Source organism: Brevibacterium sp. p3-SID960 (assembly GCF_025144725.1).
Taxonomy (GTDB): domain Bacteria; phylum Actinomycetota; class Actinomycetes; order Actinomycetales; family Brevibacteriaceae; genus Brevibacterium.
Genome location: NZ_JALXKS010000019.1, coordinates 1 through 17977, shown reverse-complemented (window position 1 = coordinate 17977; position 17977 = coordinate 1). Strand labels below are relative to the sequence as shown.

The following is a 17977-nucleotide window of genomic DNA, read 5'->3' as shown; positions in this document are numbered from 1 at the left end:
CTTACCAACCTGGAGGCAGCCTGCATGTGCGGCGGTCGGCAGATTACGGCTTCACTACGATCCGAGCATCTGCTGCAGATGGGAGCGGATGCCGGGCATCGCAGCAGTGATCATCTCATAGGTCTGGTAGAAGCCGTCCTGATCGCCGTACCACGGGTCGAAGACATCGAGGTCCGAGCCCGCAGCGTCTCGGCAGGCGGGATCGTAGGAGCGCAGCATGCGCACCTGCGGGCGCTGCGCTGCGGGAACGGAGCCCAGCAGCCGTTCAGTGGCCTGGCGGTGCCGTTCAGTCATGACGATCGCGAGGTCGCGGTCGGCCAGCCACTCCGGCGTCAGCTGGCGGGCGGAGTGGTCAGCGGTGTCGTAGCCGTATTCGCGCAGCACGTGTTCGGCCCGCGGATCGATCGGGTTGCCCTGCTCTTCGTCGCTGATGCCGGCTGAGTCGAAGCGCACCGGCAGATCAGCCAGTTCAGCGGCTGCGATCCGCTCCGCCATCGCCGAGCGGCAGATGTTGCCGGTGCACACGAAGACGGCACTCGCCTGCACCGGTCCGCTCCCCCTGGGCTGTGTGGATGTCGTGGCGTCGTGGCCCGTGCTCATGTGTCCTCTCTTCTCAGCAGGTGCCTGTCTCGGCACCAGCGGTACGTCGCAGGTGCATATCCCCACGGCCGCAGGTCCCAGCTGCGGGACGCTTCAGCGGTTTCCACACCTCGCCTGACGGCTCACCGGCCGCCCTCCTGCCGGTCGTCATCGTCGCCGCGTGCGCAAGCGCAGTCGCTTTCTCCCACTCTAACGAGACCCTGTCCCGGGTTTCCTAACGAGACCCTGTCCCGGGTTTCCTAACAAGACCCTGTCCCGGGCTTCGGGGTTCCGCCTGCGCAGGTCTTGCCGGCCAGCGAGGCATGGCCGCTAGAATCGGAGTCATCAGCCGGCCGGCGGTGCGCAGAGGAGGACGCTGTGGATGCCATCACCATACTTACGGACATGCTCTCCCGCCCCTTCGAGGTCTGTCGGCAGGTGCTCGACGGCATCACCGTCGATGACCTCAACACCCATGTGGTGCCGGGCACCAACTCGATCGCCTGGCTGCTGTGGCACTCCGGGCGCGAGGTCGACGTCCAGCTTGCGGCGCTCTCGTCCGCTCCCGAGGTGTGGACTGAGCAGGCCTTTCACACGCGCCTGGGGCTGCCCGCCGAGGGCTTCGGTCTCGGGCAGAGCGTCGCGGAGGCATCCCGCGTGCGCATCGACGATCCGCAGACGCTGGGCGACTATCTCGACGCAGTCGAACAGGCGTTGTCCACCAGCATCAGCGGTCTGCAGCCGGACGACCTCGACGATGTCGTCGACGACTCCTATGATCCCCCTGTCACCCGCGCCACCCGGCTCGTCTCGCTCATCGACGACGCCGCCCAGCACGCCGGACAGGCCGCGTTCATCCGCGGAGCTCTGGGGTGGGACGCAGAACGACCCTGACGATCCTGCCGACCCCATCGCCGAGCACCGACCGCAGAAGAAGACTGCTCGCCGACCACATACCGCAGCCGACCGCATACCGCAGAGAAGACTGTTGACGCTGAGGTGCCCACCGCCTCGGGCACGGAAATCCGGTTCCCACCGTCCACAACCCGGCGGGCAGGCGATAGGTTGGAGCCATGACTGACATCTCGCTGCCGCACGGCGACCCCGACGTCGCCGCCACCCACGATCTGTTTCGCCATGTCAACGGAGCCTGGCTCGACGAGTTCGAAATCCCCGACGATCGTGCCGGCGACGGCGCGATGCGCGAGCTCTACGACGCTGCCGAGGAGAAGGTTCGCGACCTCATCACCGGCTTAGCCGATTCCTCCCCGGCACCGGGCAGCGAAGAGGCCAAGATCGCCGATCTGTTCACCTCGTTCATGGACACCGAGCGGATCAACGCGCTCGGGATCTCTCCGCTGCGTGAGGGCTTCGAGCGCATCAAAGCCGCCGCTGACCACGGCGAGCTCGCCGGCCTCATGGGCGAGCTCGACCGCGAAGGCTGCGGCGGTCTGCTCGGCGGGTTCGTCAGCGCCGATGCCAAGGACTCCGACGTCTACGCGATGTACATCGTGCAGTCGGGCCTGCACCTGCCCGATGAGTCGTACTACCGCGGTGAGGACAACGCCGAACTGCGTGAGAAGTTCCGCGCCCACATCGCACGGATGTCCGAGCTGGCCGGGCTGCAGGAACACACCGGGATGACCGGTGAGGAATTGGCCGAAAAGATCCTCGCGTTCGAGACCGCAGTCGCCGAACACCACTGGGACCGGGTCACCAATCGGGACGCGGAAAAGACCTACAACCGGTTCACCGTACCCGAGGTCGCCGACCTCGTCCGCGGCTTCGACCTCGACGCATGGCGGGCCGGAGCGGGCATCGAGCACGCCGACTACCTCATCGTCAGCCAGCCCTCCTTCCTCACCGGCGCCGGCCGGGTGTGGGCCGACACGCCAGTCGGGGTGCTGCGGGGCTGGATGATGTTCGCCCTGCTCAACGCCTCGGCCAGTGCGCTGGGCGATGAGATCGTCGAGGAGAACTTCGATTTCTTCGGCCGGACGCTCTCGGGCACTCCGCAGCTGCGTGAGCGCTGGAAGCGCGGCGTCAGCCTGGTGGAGGGGCTGCTCGGTGAGGCTGTCGGCAAGCTCTACGTCGCCCAGGAGTTCCCGCCCGAGGCGAAGGAGGCGATCAGCGAGCTGGTCGACAAACTCATCCGCGCCTACGAGTCCTCGATCAAGAGCCTCGACTGGATGGGTGAGGAGACGAAGCAGCGGGCGCTGAGAAAGCTCTCTCAGTTCACGCCGAAGGTCGGCTACCCAGATGTGTGGCGGGAGTACCCGGCCGAGATCCGCGCCGACGACCTGCTCGGCAACATCCGCCGTTCCGCCGAGGCTGAGCACGACCGGCACGTCGGGCGAATCGGTGAGGAGATCGACCGCACCGAATGGCTCATGACCCCGCAGACGGTCAACGCCTACTACCATCCGGTGATGAATGAGATCGTCTTCCCTGCGGCGATCCTGCAGCCGCCGTTCTTCGATGTCGACGCCCCGGATGCCGTGAACTTCGGAGCGATCGGCGCGGTCATCGGCCACGAGATCGGCCACGGCTTCGACGACCAAGGCTCCCGCTACGACGGCACCGGCAACCTCGTCGACTGGTGGACCGCTGAAGACCGGCAGCGCTTCGAGGAGCGCACCCGCTCGCTCATCGACCAGTTCGATGTGCTCGCGCCCGCCGGCTTCGATTCCAAGCACACCGTCAACGGTGCACTGACGATCGGGGAGAACATCGGCGATGTCGGCGGGTTGTCGATCGCGTACAAGGCACTGACGATCGCCGCAGCCGACGAGGGCCGCGAGGTCACCACCGAGGAGAAGCAGCAGTTCTTCTACGCCTGGGCGAAGGCCTGGCGGATCAAGATGCGCAAGGAGGAGCGGCTGCGCCGGCTCAGCGTCGACCCGCACTCGCCCGAGGAGTTCCGCTGCAACCAGGTGGTCAAGAACATCGACGCCTTCAGCGAGGCCTTCGACGTCAGCGAGGGCGACCCGATGTACCTGCCGCCGGAGGAGCGCGTCCACATCTGGGTGTGAGACTGAGTCTGCAGCTGCGCGTCAGCCTGCCGGAGGCTGCGCGTCAGCCTAACGGCGGCTGCTGAGCTCGAACCCGACAGAACCCGGTCCGCGCATCGCGGGCCGGGTTCTGTCACGTCATCGTTCTGTCGCGCCATCGTTCTGTCGCGCCATCGTTCTGTTGCACCATTCGGCAGTAGGCTGGAACTCCGCGAAGCGAAGAAGCCCGCCACCATGCTCAGCGAACTGCTCGAACCCGAACACCAGGAATGGAAGTCCCTCTGCGAGAGCACTGGCGCGGACTTCGACGGACAGGTCCTGACCAGCGACGGCCTCATGGTTCTCACGCAGAGCCGAATCCTCGACCGGCAGGCGGTCATCGACTCCTGGAACGATGCCCACCGGTCAACCGCTCGCACTGGATTCCGCCGGTGCTGGCAGGAGCTGTCACATGGTGGTGTGCAGGAGACGCGCGAACCGCTCAGCCAGATCGCGCCAGGCGACCTCATGAGCGCCGAAGGTCCGCTGCGCCTCGAGGCGGGCCTCGTCACGGTCCGCGTCGCCGTTGAGCCCGGCCGGCAGCTCTTCGCCCTCGGCGCGGTCGATGACGATGTAGCCGACGCCGTCAGGGTCGAGGCGGGAGATGTTGTTGCGGAACAGCCGGTCCTCAGCCACGGTGTCGGTGACAGCCAGCGGAATCGGCCCGAGGCTGTCGGCGGTCTTCTCGAAGGTGATCCGCCCGGCTGTCAGCGAACCGTCGAGCGAAGCGGCGGCGAGCATCGTGGTAGCGGTGCCGACGGCGACGACCGGGATCCGGGTGGCCATCGCATCGGAGACCATTTCGACGATCTCGGTGATGAGCTCAGTGCGGACCTCGCTTGTGGGCCCCCAGCAGAAGACGACGAGGGCAGCGAAACCGGGCAGCGGCGGCAGCGGTTCGTCGCGGTTGACGAGAGTGACGTCGAGACCGAGTTCGGTCCACAGGTCGATGACCCCACCGATCTCGATCTCCGGAGACAGGTCGATGAACAGCACCGGCGTGTTGATCCCGGACTCCGACAGCGTCTGTGTCGGCAGGCGCTCGCCAGCCTGCAGCTCAATCGGCAACACGTTCTCCGGCACCGGCGCCGGGCAGGTGGCGTGCGGAATGAAGGCGAACGGGTAGTTGATCGTGCGGTTGAAGTCGATGATGACATGACCCTGAGCATCAGGCAGTCCGAGGTTGATGCGCCGCCAGGTCGCCGTCGTGCGGCCGTTGGTGTAGTCGTGGAAGTTGATATGCAGACCGTGATCTGGGCTGCCGGAGGTCTTGAACACATACTCGACATCGCACAGTGTGAACCGAACCTCGCCCGTAAGCTGCTCATCGAGCTCCAAGCCCGGGCAAGCGGTGGCGATGCGGCGCTGCTCCGGATCGGGATACGGGGTGAAGACACCGGAGACGATCCACCCCCGGCTCAGCGGGAAGGTCGGGATATCGATGAAGCGCTGCAGCAGCGGGGCCTTCGAATCCCGCCGGCGAATCCCGTAGTTCCCGTCGCGGCGGAGGAGCTCATAGGTGATGTGGTCGACGACGAACCAGTTGAGCGACTCCCCATCATCGAGCCTGGCCGACATCGATTCCGAAGAGTCGACCCTCACCTCGGCGGAGGGGTGGGAGGCGCGCGCCGGAATCGAATCATGGGCGGCATCTCCCCCGGAGCGCTGTCCGGCCGGGCGGCTCATGACCTCGAGTGCGGCCTTGCTCGGACCGGCCGACACCCCGACAGCCAAGGTGAAGTGCACCCAGTCGCCGTCCATGGTGAAGGTGCCCGGCGCCTCGGGCCAGGTGACCGGCTGCGACGACGTCAGCCACGTGAGCCCAGTGACACTCAGCCACCCGAATGGGGTGGCGAGATCGGAGATGCGGGCATCATGCCACGCCTGCCACTCGGCACTGTACTGTTCCACAGGGCTCCTCGAACTCGCATAGGGGTGCGCGGTCAGCGGCCGTCAGCCGTTCGGGCTGGCGGCTAGTCCTATCCTAGGCGATGCGGGTGCTGCGGCGGCGGTGCTCGGGTCGGTTTGCCAGCAGCTGCACAACGCCCAGACAGACGAGCAGCGTGGTGGCGACGGTGATCATGTGGAAGCCCTCCACATAGCTGAACCGGTCGATGATGACACCGGTGAGTGCCGAGGATCCCGACTGGCCGACGACCACGCCGGTCGACATCATCGCCATGACGGTGGTGGTCCGCCCGAACGGGGCAACATCCGAGGCGATCGAGTACAGGGTTACAAGCGCAGGGCCGATGCCGCAGCCCATGATGACCAGCGGCAGCACGACGTCGAGCGGGGCGGAGACGACATGCATGACGATCGAGCCGGCGAGTGCGAGGGAGCCGAAGACCAGCCAACGGGCGGTGAAGGTGAAGCGATCGGGCAGCAGGACAACCGACAGTGCGAGGATCGCCGAGCCCACCCCCATGATGCCGTAGTAGATGCCAGCGGCATCGGCCTGGCCGAAGCGCTCCATGAAGTTGCTCAGCGAGGTGAGCGAGGCACCGAAGAACACGCCGATGCTCGTCATGCCGAGCACCGGGACGAGGACGATGAGACGGTAGATCTCGCGTACCGGGGCCGGGCGTGTCGGCTCAGCGGGTACAGGCTGGGCGGCGGGTGCAGGCTGGGCGGCGGGTGCAGGCTGGGCGGCGGGTGCAGGCTGGGCGGCGGGTGCAGGCTGGGCGGCGGTTTCTGTCTGCTGGCTGGCTCCGGCGCGCGTCGGGGAGGCGACGTCCGGCTGCGAGGCACCGGCCGCCTCGGGAGCGGAGGCCGGCTGGCGGACGTGGCCGGTGGTGAAGCGCGCCGAGGGGTGGACGGCGAAGGCTAGGACGCCGAGGCCGGTGAGCGCGGCGGCGAAGTCGAGCGGGACGACGACTCCGAGGGCGACGGCGACGATGCCGACGATGACCGGGCCGAAGACGAAGACGAGCTCATCGGTCATCGACTCGTAGGACAGCACCTTCGAGGTGACCTTGCGGGCATCGGTGCCGGTGAGAGTGGCGCGGATGGCGTAGAGCCAGCGGGTGCGCACCATCGAGGAGGCCTGCGGGCTGGTGAGGCCGATCGCCATGCCGGCGGCGAGCACAACCGGGGTGGTGACCTCCAGGCGGAGGGCGACGGCGAGGCCGAAGAGCGCGGCAGCGTTGGCGAGCGCGGTGATGATGAGGACGATGCGCTGGCCCCAGCGGTCGGCGGCCGCGCCGATGAGCGGGCCGGAGATCGCAGTGCCGAGGCCGACGAGCGCGGCGGTCGAGCCGGCCAGTGTGTAGCTCTCGCGGGTGGCTGCGACGGCTGTGAGCACGGCGACGACCGACATCGCGAAGGGCAGCTTGGCGATGACGGAGATCGGGATGTAGGTCCAGCCGAACAGGCGCATGAGAACCGAGAGCACGATTGACTACGCTACTACGTATGAGCATCACGACTGAATCTGCGCCGAGCACCGTTGCTGCCGACCTGTCCTCCTTCGTCTACGCCTCGCCGTCGTCGTTCCACGCGGCGGCCAATGTGCGCGAGCGGCTTGTGTCGGCCGGGTTCAGCGAGCTTGACGAGGCCGATGCCTGGCAGCTGCGCGCAGGCGGGAAGTACGTCGTCGTGCGCGACGGCGCGGCGATCGCCTGGGTGATGCCCGAAGGCGGTGCTGGTGATAGTACTGGGAACGCGGGCGGCGCTGGCAAGGTGAGCGGCGCCTCGGCCCCGGTGTTCCGGGTCTTCGGCACGCACACCGACTCTCCGGCCTTCAAGCTCAAGCCCAACCCGGGGTTCACGACTGAGGGCGCGCTGCAGATCGGCGTCGAGATCTACGGCGGCCCGCTGTTGAACTCGTGGCTCGACCGGGAGCTCAGCCTCGCCGGGCGGCTCGTGACCCATGGTGGTCAGACGGTACTGGCGCGCACGAAGCCGATCGCCCGAATTCCGCAGCTGGCGATCCACCTCGACCGTGAGGTCAACCAGAAGCTCGCGCTCGACAAGCAGCGCCACCTGCAGCCGGTCATTGGCCTGGAGGATCTCACCGGGCTGGCCGGAAGCGACGGGATGCAGAGCACCGATGTGCTCGAGGTGCTCGCCGCCTCGGCTGGGGTCAAGGCCGCCGACGTCGCCGGATTCGATGTCGTCACGATCGCCGCGCAGGAGCCGGCGACCTTCGGGCTGCACGATGAGTTCCTCGCCAGCCCCCGACTCGACAACCTGTCATCCGTGCATGCCGGGATGAGCGCGCTCGCGCTCATCGACCCGTCTGAGATCAGTGAGATCCCACTGCTGGCGGCCTTCGACCATGAGGAGGTCGGCTCCAACACCCGTTCCGGCGCCTGCGGGCCGTTCCTCGCCGACATCACCGAGCGGATCGTCGCCGCAGCCGCCGGGGATGGCGACTCAGGAGGCAGCGCGGCGGCGGGCCGGGAGATGTACCTGCGCTCGATGGCGTCTTCCATCTGCTTCTCCGCCGACACCGGACACGGCGTGCACCCGAACTTCCCCGAGCGCCACGACCCGGTCAACCGGCCGCGCCTGGGAGCCGGACCGCTGCTGAAGATCAACGCCCAGCATCGCTACGCCACCGATGCGATCGGCACCGCCCGTTTCGCCGCCGCCTGCGATGCTGCCGATGTCGCCCACCAGGAGTTCGTGTCGAACAACTCGATGCCGTGCGGTTCGACGATCGGCCCGCTGACGGCGACTCGGCTGGGCATGACGACCGTCGACATCGGCATCGGGTTGTGGAGCATGCACTCGGCGCGCGAGATGTGCGCGATCACCGACGTGCACGACATGTTCCACATTGCACATGCCTACATGGGCGGGGCCTGAGGTGGCGGCGACTGACGCGAGGGGCCTGACACGGCGGCGACTGACGCGAGGGGCCTGAGGCGGCGGCGACTGACGCGGCGGCGACTGACGCGAGGGCGCACCGGCCCCAAATATGCCGATCGGCGCTTGATCGCCCTCGGCGGCCCGGTTCTGCAGTGCGACCATGGTCGACTCGCAGCATTTCACCGACGCCGCCGCTGACAACTCCCGACTCGCCCCGAAGCTCGATGACGAACTCGCCTGGCTGGTCATCACGGGATCAGGGTTCAGCAGCACGTGCACCGGGCTGAGTGCAGACCAGGTTGAGGAGATTCGGGCGGACTTCCTCGCCAGCCTCCACTGCGATGGGTTCACCTCTCAATACGAGCGCACTCGTCGGAATCGGGCACCGGCGGCAATAGATTTCACCGGTGTGCGTTAAGTACCACATCCAGGTTCGTCGAAGTGGTACTCAATGACTATGAATCCGGGCAAACGTAGTCGTTGAGTACCACACTGAACTCGCTCGATGTGGTAGTCAACGTCGATAAGTGGGCCGGGCAGCCTGAAAGGCCGTCATCCACAGATTTGGCCGGGCCGTTCCAATCCCGGTTGCAGCCGATGAAGCTGTCCTCATGAGCACGCGAAGCCGCTCTCAACGTCTGAAAAGAGCATCCGTCCCGCAGTTCGCCGACTACGAGTTCCTCGTCCAACGGAACCTCACCGGGTATCGACGGCGTCAACTCCAGTCTCGCTACGGGAAGGGCATCTACGACCACCCAGACGGGCCGACCGCTCTCGGCATCCCTATCTGGGCCGGTGAAGACTGGCTTCGCACCTTCGAGATGGCGACGGCACTGGCTGTCGTGGCACCGCACGCGGTAGTCTTTCACCGTTCTGCAGCGAATCTCCACGGGCTCCCACTTCGGGGAACGTCCAGCAAACTGGAAGTCACCGTCGAACGATCCGCAACAGTTATCAAGCGCCCGTGGGTCAAGTGTCGCCAGGCCGGAGCCATCAAGCTCCTCACGATGGCAACCTTCCAATTCACCACTATCGGACAGACTCTTCTCGACCTCGCCGGCCAGATCGGATTCCTCGAACTCGTTCAGTGCTTCGACGCTGTCCTTGGCCGCTGGCACGGCCCACCCCAGCTCACCCCAGTCGAACTGTCGAACCTCATCACCGGCACCCGACGCTACCCCGGCCGCAGACTCGCCATCGAGGCGCTCCACCGGGCCCGGCCCGGAGTCGACTCACCGCAGGAGACCCGCCTGCGCCTCAGCCTTGTCGACGCTGGCCTGCCCGAACCCGAGGTCTGCGTCAGCGTCGAGAATCCCTCCACCGGCTACTGCTATCTGCTCGACATGGCCTACCGACGCGAGAAGGTCGCGGTGGAATACGACGGCGACCACCACCGCGACGACGAGGATCAGTACAACCGCGACATCGCCCGCCTGCAGACACTCCAGCAGCTCGGCTGGATCGTCATCCGGGTCACCCGCCGCAGCGACATGAGCCGGGTCGCCTACGACGTGCGCGCCGCACTCATCCGCCGACGCCGGAATCCCCCCGTTCACGCCAGCCGCGCCAGCTGACCCCACAGCTCCGCGACCGAAGCCGGCCGGAACCGCCCGGCCACCCCGCGATCCGAATCCACCAGTGACAAGCACCCGCCCACGGAGTACTGTCACAAATGTGAGCACCGACACGGCAAAGCGCGCTGCAGCCTTCGCCATGGAGCACCTTGCGGAGGACATCAGCGTTGCCGACATCGCCGACCACCTCGGCTACAGTCCCTTCCACTTCAACCGCATGTTCGCCGCCGCCACGCGCACTCCGCCTGGCCGGTTCCTCGCTGCGCTGCGCTTCCACGCCGCCAAGAACCTGCTGCTGACCGGCGATGACGCCGTCGTCGACGTGTGCACACAGGTCGGCTTCACCTCCGTGTCCTCGTTCACCCGCCGGTTCCGCGAGGCCGTCGGCACCAGCCCAGCTGCCTTCCGAACACTCGCCGATCAGGTCGCCGACCGTTCACCGGCCCCGTTCTCAATCGGCGACGCCTCAGCCCCACACGTCACCATCGACGTCGGCGCACCGCCTTCGGGGCTGCGCCTTCCGCCGCTGACCTGGATCGGGTGGTTCCCGACTCCGGCACCCATCGGCCTGCCGGCGGCCGGAGTGCTGTGCCGCGGTCAGCAGCGCATTCGCCTGCCGCTGTGCGCTGGCGCCCCGTGGCTGCTCGGCTTCAGTGTCGACGCCGCCGCCGAGGTGGTCGACCACCTGGCACCATCAGCTCCCGTCGTCGCCATCCACGGAACGCCGGTGACCACAGCCGGGCACATCACCCTGGCCTTCGGCCCAGCACCAGAGCCGTCGGTCCCTATGCTGGCGGCCCTGCCGGTGCTGGCTCCATCGCGCTGATCCGCAGCTGATCGGCACGACCGCAAAAACGGACACACATCACCACACCGAACCGCCATAGATTGGCATCACCAGGCCGTGACCGATGGCCCTCCTGCGATTGGAATTGCATCATGTCACCTCAGTACCGCACCGGCGCTCCCTGCTGGCTCGACCTCGGAACCCATGATCTCAACGGCTCCCTCGACTTCTACCGAGAGCTCTTCAGCTGGGAGTTCAACGACCTCGGCGCCGAAATGAACCACTACCACCTCATCACCGCAGACGGCAGCACCGTCGGCGGGCTCATGGATGTCTCCGGCATGACCTGCCCTGAAGACGGTGAGATCCCCACGCGATTCGACGTCTACCTTCACACCGACGATCTCGCCGCGACTGTGCAGAAGGCTCGCGAGCGCGGCACCGTGTACATCGACAACAACCAGGTCGGCGATGCCGGCTCGATGTCCGTCATGGCCGATCCCTCCGGCGCGGGCCTGAACGCCTGGCAGCCGAACCAGATCACCGGCTTCGAGCTCCCGCTCACACACGGCACGCCGGTCTGGTTCGAATGCCGCAGCACCGACTTCGATGCCTCGGTCGACTTCTACCGCGAAGTCTTCGACTGGTCCGTTGTGGAGATGGACGGCAGGCCGGAGGGCACCCCGCGCTACGCCACCAACGGCTCGGTCACCGGCACACTGCCCGATGGCACGCAGTGCGGAGCCGTCTGCGGACTCGTCGACGCCGCGGCCATGCCACCGCAGTTCCAGGAGTCGACGTGGTCGATCTTCTTCGGCTGCTCAGATCTCGACGCGGCACTGGAGACCGCCCAGCGCCTCGGCGCTGCCACCGGCGAGATCGGACAGTCGCCGTTCGGCCGCTTCTGCCCGGTCGCCGATCCGCAGGGCGCCACCTTCATGCTCAACGAGCTGTGACCAACCCGGTCACAATCGCCCATCACAGTAGGGAAACGCGATCACCCCCACCCTTCCGATCAGCCGATGCCCGTGGTTCGACTCTCATGCCAGGGAGGAGATGGAGTACTACGTCAGCGCCTTCCCCAGCTAACGCATCGTCTCCGCGGCCGGATACCTCGAGGAGTCCCTCAGTGAGCACTTCGCCGGCATGCAGGCAAAGCGCTCACCGGGGAGTTCGTCCTCAACGGGGTTTCGTTCATCTGCCTCGACGGCGGCCCGGCGTTCCAGCTCTCCGAAGCGATCTCGTTCACCGTCGCATGCCAGGACCAGGACGAGATCGACTACTACTGGAAGGACGAGATCGACTACTACTGGGAGGCGCTGTCGCATGTGCCCGACTTCGAGTAGTGCGGCTGGTGCAAGGACCGGTTAGGGCTCAGCTGACAGATTCTTGCCCGCGAACACCGGTTTCGGCTCCGTTCCCGAGGCGGTGGTTGCTTCCCAGCGCAGCTCAGCTGCGCAGCGGGGAGAGCCGGTCGAGCTGCCGGGCGAGTGCTTGCTCGTCGGGCAGCGGCGGCAGGCAGATGGCGTCCCGGCAGACTGTGGCCCCTGATTCGGGCACGGATCCGCCGGGGCCTTCTGCTGCGATCTCGACGACGGCGACGAGCGGATACCTGGCAGCGCGCTCGGCGAGCATGCGGCTGGCGGTCGTGACGTGCACCATGCGGGATTCGAGGAGTTCAGACAGGTACAGCGCCCAGCCGCAGCCGCGCGGAGCCTCCTGGATGAGCGGACGGTAGACGCTCAGCAGGCCGTAGACGATGTCGCTGGCCTCCGCCCCGAGTTCGGCAGCCCTGCGTGACCGCTGCGTGCCGCCGGTCTCTGACCGGCCGCCGCTGCCTGTGCCGTCCCCAATGCGGCCGCCGTCACCGCAGCGGTCCCCATCACCCTCGCGATCATTGGCATCACCGGACTCTCCAGCACCGGGCTCCCGCCAGCCGATGGCCGGGACGATGAGTTCGGCCAGCAGCAGGAACAGCTCCGCGGCCGCGGTCCGGCCCGCCGGGGTGACGTTGTCTACCGGGTCGGAGGTGCTGATGCCGATGACCGGGTCGGTGCCGTCGGTGCAGCGCATCGGTTCGCTGCTCGTGTCGATGAAGTGGGAGCGGATATGCCGGGCAGCAGCGACGGCGACGCCGAGGTTGCCGCCGACTTCGTGGCGGCGACCGGCATCGAGGAGCTCGAGTGCGATCGCGGCACGGCCCACGGCCGCCCAGTCAGCCAGGCCTGCGGCATTGTCACCGGGCTTCCCACCCGAAGAGCTGCGCGGCAGCCGCCCGGCCGGAAGGTCGGCGGTGGCTAGCAGGGCGGCGAACACCTCGCGCGCGGTCACAGCGTAGTCGGGCTCAGCGAAAACGAGCGAGGCCTCGGCCAGGGCGGTGACGGCGAGCGCATTCCACTCGGTGACCGTCTTGTCATCGACATGCGGGAAGGCCCGCTCGGCGCGCATATCGAGCAGCAGCTGCCGGTCGGCTTCAACCTGCTCACCCACCCATGGTGGGGTCTGGGCATTCTGCTCGGAGTCAAGCCAGTCGAGAATCGCCGGGGCGGTGACGACGCTGCGGCCCTCAAGATTGCCAGCGGCGGAGAAGAGGCTGCCGGCGGGGAACATGTCCTGCATGTCGGCAGCGGCGACGGTGTAGTAGGCGCCTTCGACCGAACGGCCGTGGTCGTCGAGCGAATCGGCGTCGATCGCTGCAGCGAAGGTGCCCTCAGGGGTCAGTGTCGTGCGCAGGTAGACGATGGTGTCGCGGGCCTCGCGGGCAGCCAGGGCCGCGTACCGGGAGGCGAGCTTGGCACCGGCTCCTCCCCCGCCGGCCAGCCACTGCTCGAGCCGGAACCACGCGGTGGTCGCACGCACGTACAGGGCGTTGTCATAGAGCATCTTCTCGAAGTGCGGCACATGCCATTGGCCGTCGACGCTGTAGCGGGCGATGCCGCCTTCGACCTGGTCGCGCATGCCGCCGGCGGCGATGTGGGCCATGGTCGTGCGCACCATGCGCAGCGCCCGCGCCCCGCTGCCGGCCTCGGCTCCGCTGCCGGAATCGCCGCCAGCGTCCCCGGCCCCGACCCGCGCGATATGGGTGATGAGCTGGATGATCGTCATGAGCGGCGGGAACTTCGGGGCGGGCCCGAATCCGCCGGTGCGCGAGTCGAAGCTCGCCTCGAGCATCTCGACTGCGGCGGTGAGTTCTTCGGCGCCCGGCGCCTCGGCGGCGGTACCGGCAGGCAGACTCGCGGCGACCTTCTCGTGCACGCTCGCCAGCGCATCGGTCAGGTGAGAGGCGATCCCGTCGACGCGGTCGCGTTCGGTCTTCCACGTCTCGGTCACCGCCGAGAGCACCTGCCGGAAGGCCGGCTGGCCGGGTCTGGGCCGCGGCGGGAAATAGGTGCCGGTGAAGAAGGGCCGGCCGTCGTGGTCGACGATGACAGTCATCGGCCAGCCGCCGGCCCCGCGCATCGCCTGCAAGGCGTCCATGTAGTAGGCGTCGACGGTCGGCAGCTCCTCGCGGTCGACCTTGATGCTGACGTAGTCGGCGTTGAGCTGGGCGGCGGTGTCCGGATCGGCGAATGATTCGGCGGCCATGACGTGGCACCAGTGGCAGGTCGAGTAGCCGATCGAGACGAGCACCGGCACATCGCGGGACCGGGCCTCGTCGAAGGCCTCGGCACACCACGGCCACCAGTCGACGGGATTGTCGGCGTGCTGGCGCAGGTACGGGCTGCTGGCGTCGCGAAGTCTGTTGACCACAGCGGGCTTCCTTCCCTTCTCCGGCCGGTCACGGCCGGTCGCTGGGACTGCGGCGTCCCGGAGCTTCAGTGTCTTACGACGGCCTACCGCTCACCCGACCTCGAAGGTCACCCGGCGTGCGCCCTCGTACGGTCCCGAGGCGCCGGGCGCGTCGGTGCCGAACAGCTCGCGTGGGCTGCCCGGGGACATCCGAATGGTCCCGGCGTTCGGGTCGATGGCGACGGTGACGAGAGTGGCGGTGCGCCGTCCGAACGGCGCGTGCACATCCGCGCTCGTGCACACCGGAGCATCGCCGTCGCCGGTGCACATGAGGGTAAGCAGATCGTCGGCACCCGGGTGCGGCCCGCCGGCAGCTGAGGTGGTGGCGGCGAAGCCGCGCAGCCTCTCGTCGAGCAGGCTGATGCGCTCCTCGGAGCGGCTCGTCGCCGACAGCGGCAGGGCGCCGTCCTGTTGATCAGGCGCGATGAAGTGGTTGGTGTGGATGAGGAATCCGCCACTGGCGGCGATCCCCCGGTCTCCGCCGCCGGGCCCGTACGGGAACCGTCCGGGGTTCGGGGCAGGGGCGCCGGGGCCGACCGGCTCACCGTCGAGGGCGACGACCTCGCTGTCGTGGTGCAGCCGGGACGTGCCGTGCGGGCTGATCTCGACCATGACGGCGTCATCGCAGCCGACGACGGTGATGACCGAGGACGAGGTGGTGTGGGCGGAGTCGATGATGTCGAGGGCCTCCTCGACGCTGCGCGCCCGGTCGAGCACCCCGGCCAGCAGCGCGTGGACGGGCACCCCGCCGGCTGCGTCGTCGCGGTTCTTGAGGATGTTGAGCATCACCCCGACGCTGGCGGAGTTGAGCCCGATCTTTCCGAGCATCCCGTATTCGGCGAACCCGGCGTGCGACAGGCCCGGCTCCCCGTACGGGCTGACCTGCTGGTAGTGCCAGTATCCGGCGAACTCGGCGTGCCAGTCCCAGGTCTGCACGCCGAGGGTGCGACCGGGCGCGGCGTAGGCGATCGTCGAGCATTCCGGGGTCGGTTCGACAGCCAGGGTGAGGATCTCGGTGCGGGCGACGACCAGACCCACATGCCACAGCTGAAGCGGCTGACCGTCGAACGCGGCACCGGCCGCGGCGGCACCGGCGGCCACCCCGCGCAGCTCCTCGACCTGGCGGGGATCCCACGCCTCGAGCGCGGTGAGCGAGGCCTCGGCGGCATCTCGCTGGGACTGGGGCGGAATCTGGCCGGCGGTGAAGAGCGCCGAATACCCGGACGCAGCGCGGGCGATGTCAGCCGCGGCTGCCTGCCCGCGCGCATAGCCCCGCTCCCGAGGCGTGTCTCCGGTGATCGTGAGCGTGGCCGGATCGACGTCGGCAGGTGGGGTCAGGGGTTCGGTGAAGGGCTGGGAGGCGTCCATAGGCTCATGGTTCCAGCGGGCGCCGAGCCTGGTCAAGGGTGCGTCTCAGCTGCAGTGCGGCGGCCAATCGCGCCGCCATGCACCTGCGCCGCTGCGTCCGCGCGGACGGTACAGGTGTGGGTCTGGCGGGCGCACTGTCCGCTGGTGTCGTCGAAGCGGCAAGTGCGGGCGCGCGACGGAAGTCGATGCGTCGCATGACGCCAGTCTAGCGTCGCCCGCCCTGTCGGGATGCGGCCAGCGCGTGTCCATCTCCCCTCGCTAGACTCGATGCCGAAGCCCTCCCGGCAGCCAACCACCCTCACCCTCCCGGCACGAAAGGACAGGCACCCAGACCATGGCTCCACTGCCTCGGCGGCGGTTTCTGACCGCAGCCGGACTCACCGCCTCGGCGGCGGCTGGGGCTCTGCTGTCCGGATGCGGACTCACCAAGCCGATCATCCGGGCCCCGCAGAAGGAGAAGCCGGAGCCGGGCACGCTGGTGCGGGTGGGTTCGCAGTCGTACTACTCGAACATCGTCATCGCAGAGATCTTCGCCCAGGTGCTCGAAGACGCAGGCGCAGAGGTGGAGCGGAAGTTCGAGCTGGGTCAGCGGGAGGACTATCTGCCGCAGTTCATGGCCGGCGGACTCGAGGTGTTCCCGGAGTACGGCGGCCACCTGCTGCAGTACTTCAAGCCCGACATCCGCGAGGTCGACACCGCCCAGATCCAATTGGCGCTGCAGTCGGCGCTGCCGACGAATATGCGTGTGCTCGCTCCTGCTGAGGCGGCGGACCATGAGTGCTTCGTCATCCGCCGCGAGTATGGTCAGGAGCATCGGATCGTCGACATCGGCGAGCTGCGCGACATCGACGAGCCGGTCAAGGTCGCCGCCGGCGCCCACGTCCGAAACCGCCCGTACGGACCGCGCGGGCTGGAGGACGCCTACGAGGTCACAGCCGAGTACATCGACACGATCCCCGGTGACACGCTGGCAGCCCGCGATATGCTCACCGCCGGCGAGGTGCCGGTCGCGCTCATCCCAGCCGCTGATCCGGCGCTTGAAAGCGACGAGCTGCAGGTGCTGGCCGATCCGCGCAAGCTCGTCCTCGCCCAGCTCGTCACCCCGCTGGTGGTGCCCAGCCTGCACCCGCACTTCACCGAGGCGCTGGCCCGGGCGACACTGCGCCTCGACATCACCGAACTCCAGCAGCTCAACCGGCACAGCCACTACGGCACCCGCGAGACCGCGCCGATCGCCCGCGATTGGCTGGCAGAAAAGGACCTGGATTCATGAGACCGACGCGCCACGAGGTGCTCACGCTGCCCAACGTCATTTCTGTGATCCGGCTGGTGGTGCTCGTACCGATCGTCATCTGGCTCATGCGCGAACCCGACGACCGGATCCTCGCAACCATCGCGCTGGCGGTGTTCGGGGCGACGGACTGGATCGACGGGTTCATCGCCCGCCGTTGGAACATGGCCTCCCGCGTCGGCGCGGTCCTCGACCCGGTCGCCGACCGGCTGGGCATCGCGTTCATCTGCGCGGCGATGACGGTCTTCGGGATCCTGCCGGTGTGGATGCTGCTCGTCATCGTGCTCACGGACTTCGGCCTCGGTCTCGTCGGCGCGACCCGCATGCACGCCACCCAGGACTCCCATGTCACCTGGCTGGGCAAGATCCGCACCGCACTCATCATGACCGGGCTGCCGCTGCTGCTGCTCGGCAGCGCCCCGAAGCTGGCTGACACCCCGATCGAGACGATCGCGCTCGTGCTGCTGAGCATCGGCGTCGTCCTCCACCTCGCCGCCGGCATCCACTACGCGCTCATGCTCATCCGGCTCGGCCGGCAGCGTCCGGCAGCGTGAGCTCCGGGCCCGAGGCGCTGCTCACCGATCTCGAGGCGGTGCTCACCGGGCCCGAGGCGCTGCTCACCGGGCCCGAGGCGGTGCTCACCGATCCCGAGGCGCTGCTCACCGATCCCGAGGCGCTGCTCACCGGGCCCGAGGCGGTGGCCGGCTGAGGTGCCCAAACAGTA

17 protein-coding genes are annotated in these 17977 nt (G+C 67.8%); 11 read left to right on the top strand and 6 right to left on the bottom strand.

Features of this window, described 5'->3' with window-relative positions; genetic code table 11:
- Positions 1-54 precede the first annotated feature (54 nt).
- The gene (locus tag M3B11_RS07300; protein WP_259876321.1) at positions 55-600 is read right to left on the bottom strand and encodes a low molecular weight protein-tyrosine-phosphatase; all 546 of its coding nucleotides are present in this window, start codon (positions 598-600) and stop codon (positions 55-57) included.
- A 384-nt stretch (positions 601-984) separates the two neighbouring features.
- On the opposite strand from M3B11_RS07300, the gene M3B11_RS07295 reads away from it, so the two are divergent.
- The gene (locus M3B11_RS07295) at positions 985-1473 is read left to right on the top strand and encodes a DinB family protein (protein ID WP_259876319.1); all 489 of its coding nucleotides are present in this window, start codon (positions 985-987) and stop codon (positions 1471-1473) included.
- A gap of 179 nt (positions 1474-1652) precedes the next feature.
- The gene (locus M3B11_RS07290) at positions 1653-3611 is read left to right on the top strand and encodes a M13 family metallopeptidase (RefSeq protein ID WP_259876317.1); all 1959 of its coding nucleotides are present in this window, start codon (positions 1653-1655) and stop codon (positions 3609-3611) included.
- 117 nt (positions 3612-3728) lie between these two features.
- On the opposite strand, the gene M3B11_RS07285 is transcribed toward M3B11_RS07290, so the two are convergent.
- From M3B11_RS07285 to M3B11_RS07275, 3 genes are all read right to left on the bottom strand, one after another.
- The gene (locus tag M3B11_RS07285; RefSeq protein ID WP_259876315.1) at positions 3729-3992 is read right to left on the bottom strand and encodes a hypothetical protein; all 264 of its coding nucleotides are present in this window, start codon (positions 3990-3992) and stop codon (positions 3729-3731) included.
- 45 nt (positions 3993-4037) lie between these two features.
- Positions 4038-5540: a DUF1684 domain-containing protein gene (locus M3B11_RS07280; protein WP_259876313.1), complete on the bottom strand. Its 1503-nt coding sequence runs from the start codon at positions 5538-5540 to the stop codon at positions 4038-4040.
- Positions 5541-5613: 73 nt separating this feature from the next.
- Positions 5614-7023, bottom strand: a complete 1410-nt coding sequence (locus M3B11_RS07275; protein ID WP_259876312.1) for an MFS transporter — start codon at positions 7021-7023, stop codon at positions 5614-5616.
- 20 nt (positions 7024-7043) lie between these two features.
- Between M3B11_RS07275 and M3B11_RS07270 the strand changes: the two genes are divergently transcribed.
- The 6 genes from M3B11_RS07270 to M3B11_RS13400 all read left to right on the top strand — a co-directional run bounded on the left by M3B11_RS07270 (position 7044) and on the right by M3B11_RS13400 (position 12151).
- Positions 7044-8441: a M18 family aminopeptidase gene (locus M3B11_RS07270; RefSeq protein WP_259876304.1), complete on the top strand. Its 1398-nt coding sequence runs from the start codon at positions 7044-7046 to the stop codon at positions 8439-8441.
- A 163-nt stretch (positions 8442-8604) separates the two neighbouring features.
- Positions 8605-8862, top strand: coding sequence for a hypothetical protein (locus M3B11_RS07265; RefSeq protein ID WP_217006749.1), 258 nt, complete (start codon positions 8605-8607; stop codon positions 8860-8862).
- A gap of 589 nt (positions 8863-9451) precedes the next feature.
- A complete protein-coding gene (locus tag M3B11_RS07260; protein ID WP_259876297.1) occupies positions 9452-10018 on the top strand; it encodes an endonuclease domain-containing protein in 567 nt (188 codons plus the stop codon).
- A 100-nt stretch (positions 10019-10118) separates the two neighbouring features.
- On the top strand, positions 10119-10844 hold the full coding sequence (locus M3B11_RS07255; protein ID WP_259845377.1) for a helix-turn-helix transcriptional regulator: 726 nt from the start codon (positions 10119-10121) through the stop codon (positions 10842-10844).
- Between the two features lie 113 nt (positions 10845-10957).
- Entirely contained in the window at positions 10958-11761 is an 804-nt protein-coding gene (locus tag M3B11_RS07250; protein WP_259876296.1) for a VOC family protein, read from the top strand.
- 240 nt (positions 11762-12001) lie between these two features.
- Positions 12002-12151: a VOC family protein gene (locus tag M3B11_RS13400; protein ID WP_396121550.1), complete on the top strand. Its 150-nt coding sequence runs from the start codon at positions 12002-12004 to the stop codon at positions 12149-12151.
- 103 nt (positions 12152-12254) lie between these two features.
- Here M3B11_RS13400 and M3B11_RS07245 read toward each other — a convergent pair whose 3' ends face one another.
- Together M3B11_RS07245 and M3B11_RS07240 are read right to left on the bottom strand one after the other, a co-directional pair.
- Positions 12255-14555, bottom strand: coding sequence for a thioredoxin domain-containing protein (locus tag M3B11_RS07245; protein ID WP_259876293.1), 2301 nt, complete (start codon positions 14553-14555; stop codon positions 12255-12257).
- 90 nt (positions 14556-14645) lie between these two features.
- On the bottom strand, positions 14646-15962 hold the full coding sequence (locus M3B11_RS07240) for a C45 family peptidase (protein ID WP_259876284.1): 1317 nt from the start codon (positions 15960-15962) through the stop codon (positions 14646-14648).
- A gap of 334 nt (positions 15963-16296) precedes the next feature.
- Here M3B11_RS07240 and M3B11_RS07235 point away from each other — a divergent pair, with 334 nt between their 5' ends.
- The 3 genes from M3B11_RS07235 to M3B11_RS07225 are packed head-to-tail and all read left to right on the top strand — an operon-like array spanning position 16297 to position 17962.
- Complete coding sequence (locus tag M3B11_RS07235) at positions 16297-17235, top strand: ABC transporter substrate-binding protein (RefSeq protein ID WP_259876282.1); 939 nt, start codon at positions 16297-16299, stop codon at positions 17233-17235.
- Positions 17232-17807: a CDP-alcohol phosphatidyltransferase family protein gene (locus tag M3B11_RS07230; protein WP_259876280.1), complete on the top strand. Its 576-nt coding sequence runs from the start codon at positions 17232-17234 to the stop codon at positions 17805-17807. Before M3B11_RS07235 ends, M3B11_RS07230 begins: the two co-directional genes overlap by 4 nt.
- Complete coding sequence (locus M3B11_RS07225) at positions 17804-17962, top strand: hypothetical protein (protein WP_259876271.1); 159 nt, start codon at positions 17804-17806, stop codon at positions 17960-17962. The genes M3B11_RS07230 and M3B11_RS07225 overlap by 4 nt, the downstream gene beginning before the upstream one ends.
- Positions 17963-17977 lie beyond the last annotated feature (15 nt).

Coding starts and splice junctions, on each gene's coding strand:
- M3B11_RS07300 (WP_259876321.1), bottom strand. CDS start 600: ATGAGCACGGGCCACGACGCCACGACATCCACACAGCCCAGGGGGAGC.
- M3B11_RS07295 (WP_259876319.1), top strand. CDS start 985: ATGCTCTCCCGCCCCTTCGAGGTCTGTCGGCAGGTGCTCGACGGCATC.
- M3B11_RS07290 (WP_259876317.1), top strand. CDS start 1,653: ATGACTGACATCTCGCTGCCGCACGGCGACCCCGACGTCGCCGCCACC.
- M3B11_RS07270 (WP_259876304.1), top strand. CDS start 7,044: ATGAGCATCACGACTGAATCTGCGCCGAGCACCGTTGCTGCCGACCTG.
- M3B11_RS07265 (WP_217006749.1), top strand. CDS start 8,605: ATGGTCGACTCGCAGCATTTCACCGACGCCGCCGCTGACAACTCCCGA.
- M3B11_RS07260 (WP_259876297.1), top strand. CDS start 9,452: ATGGCAACCTTCCAATTCACCACTATCGGACAGACTCTTCTCGACCTC.
- M3B11_RS07250 (WP_259876296.1), top strand. CDS start 10,958: ATGTCACCTCAGTACCGCACCGGCGCTCCCTGCTGGCTCGACCTCGGA.
- M3B11_RS07240 (WP_259876284.1), bottom strand. CDS start 15,962: ATGGACGCCTCCCAGCCCTTCACCGAACCCCTGACCCCACCTGCCGAC.
- M3B11_RS07235 (WP_259876282.1), top strand. CDS start 16,297: ATGGCTCCACTGCCTCGGCGGCGGTTTCTGACCGCAGCCGGACTCACC.
- M3B11_RS07230 (WP_259876280.1), top strand. CDS start 17,232: ATGAGACCGACGCGCCACGAGGTGCTCACGCTGCCCAACGTCATTTCT.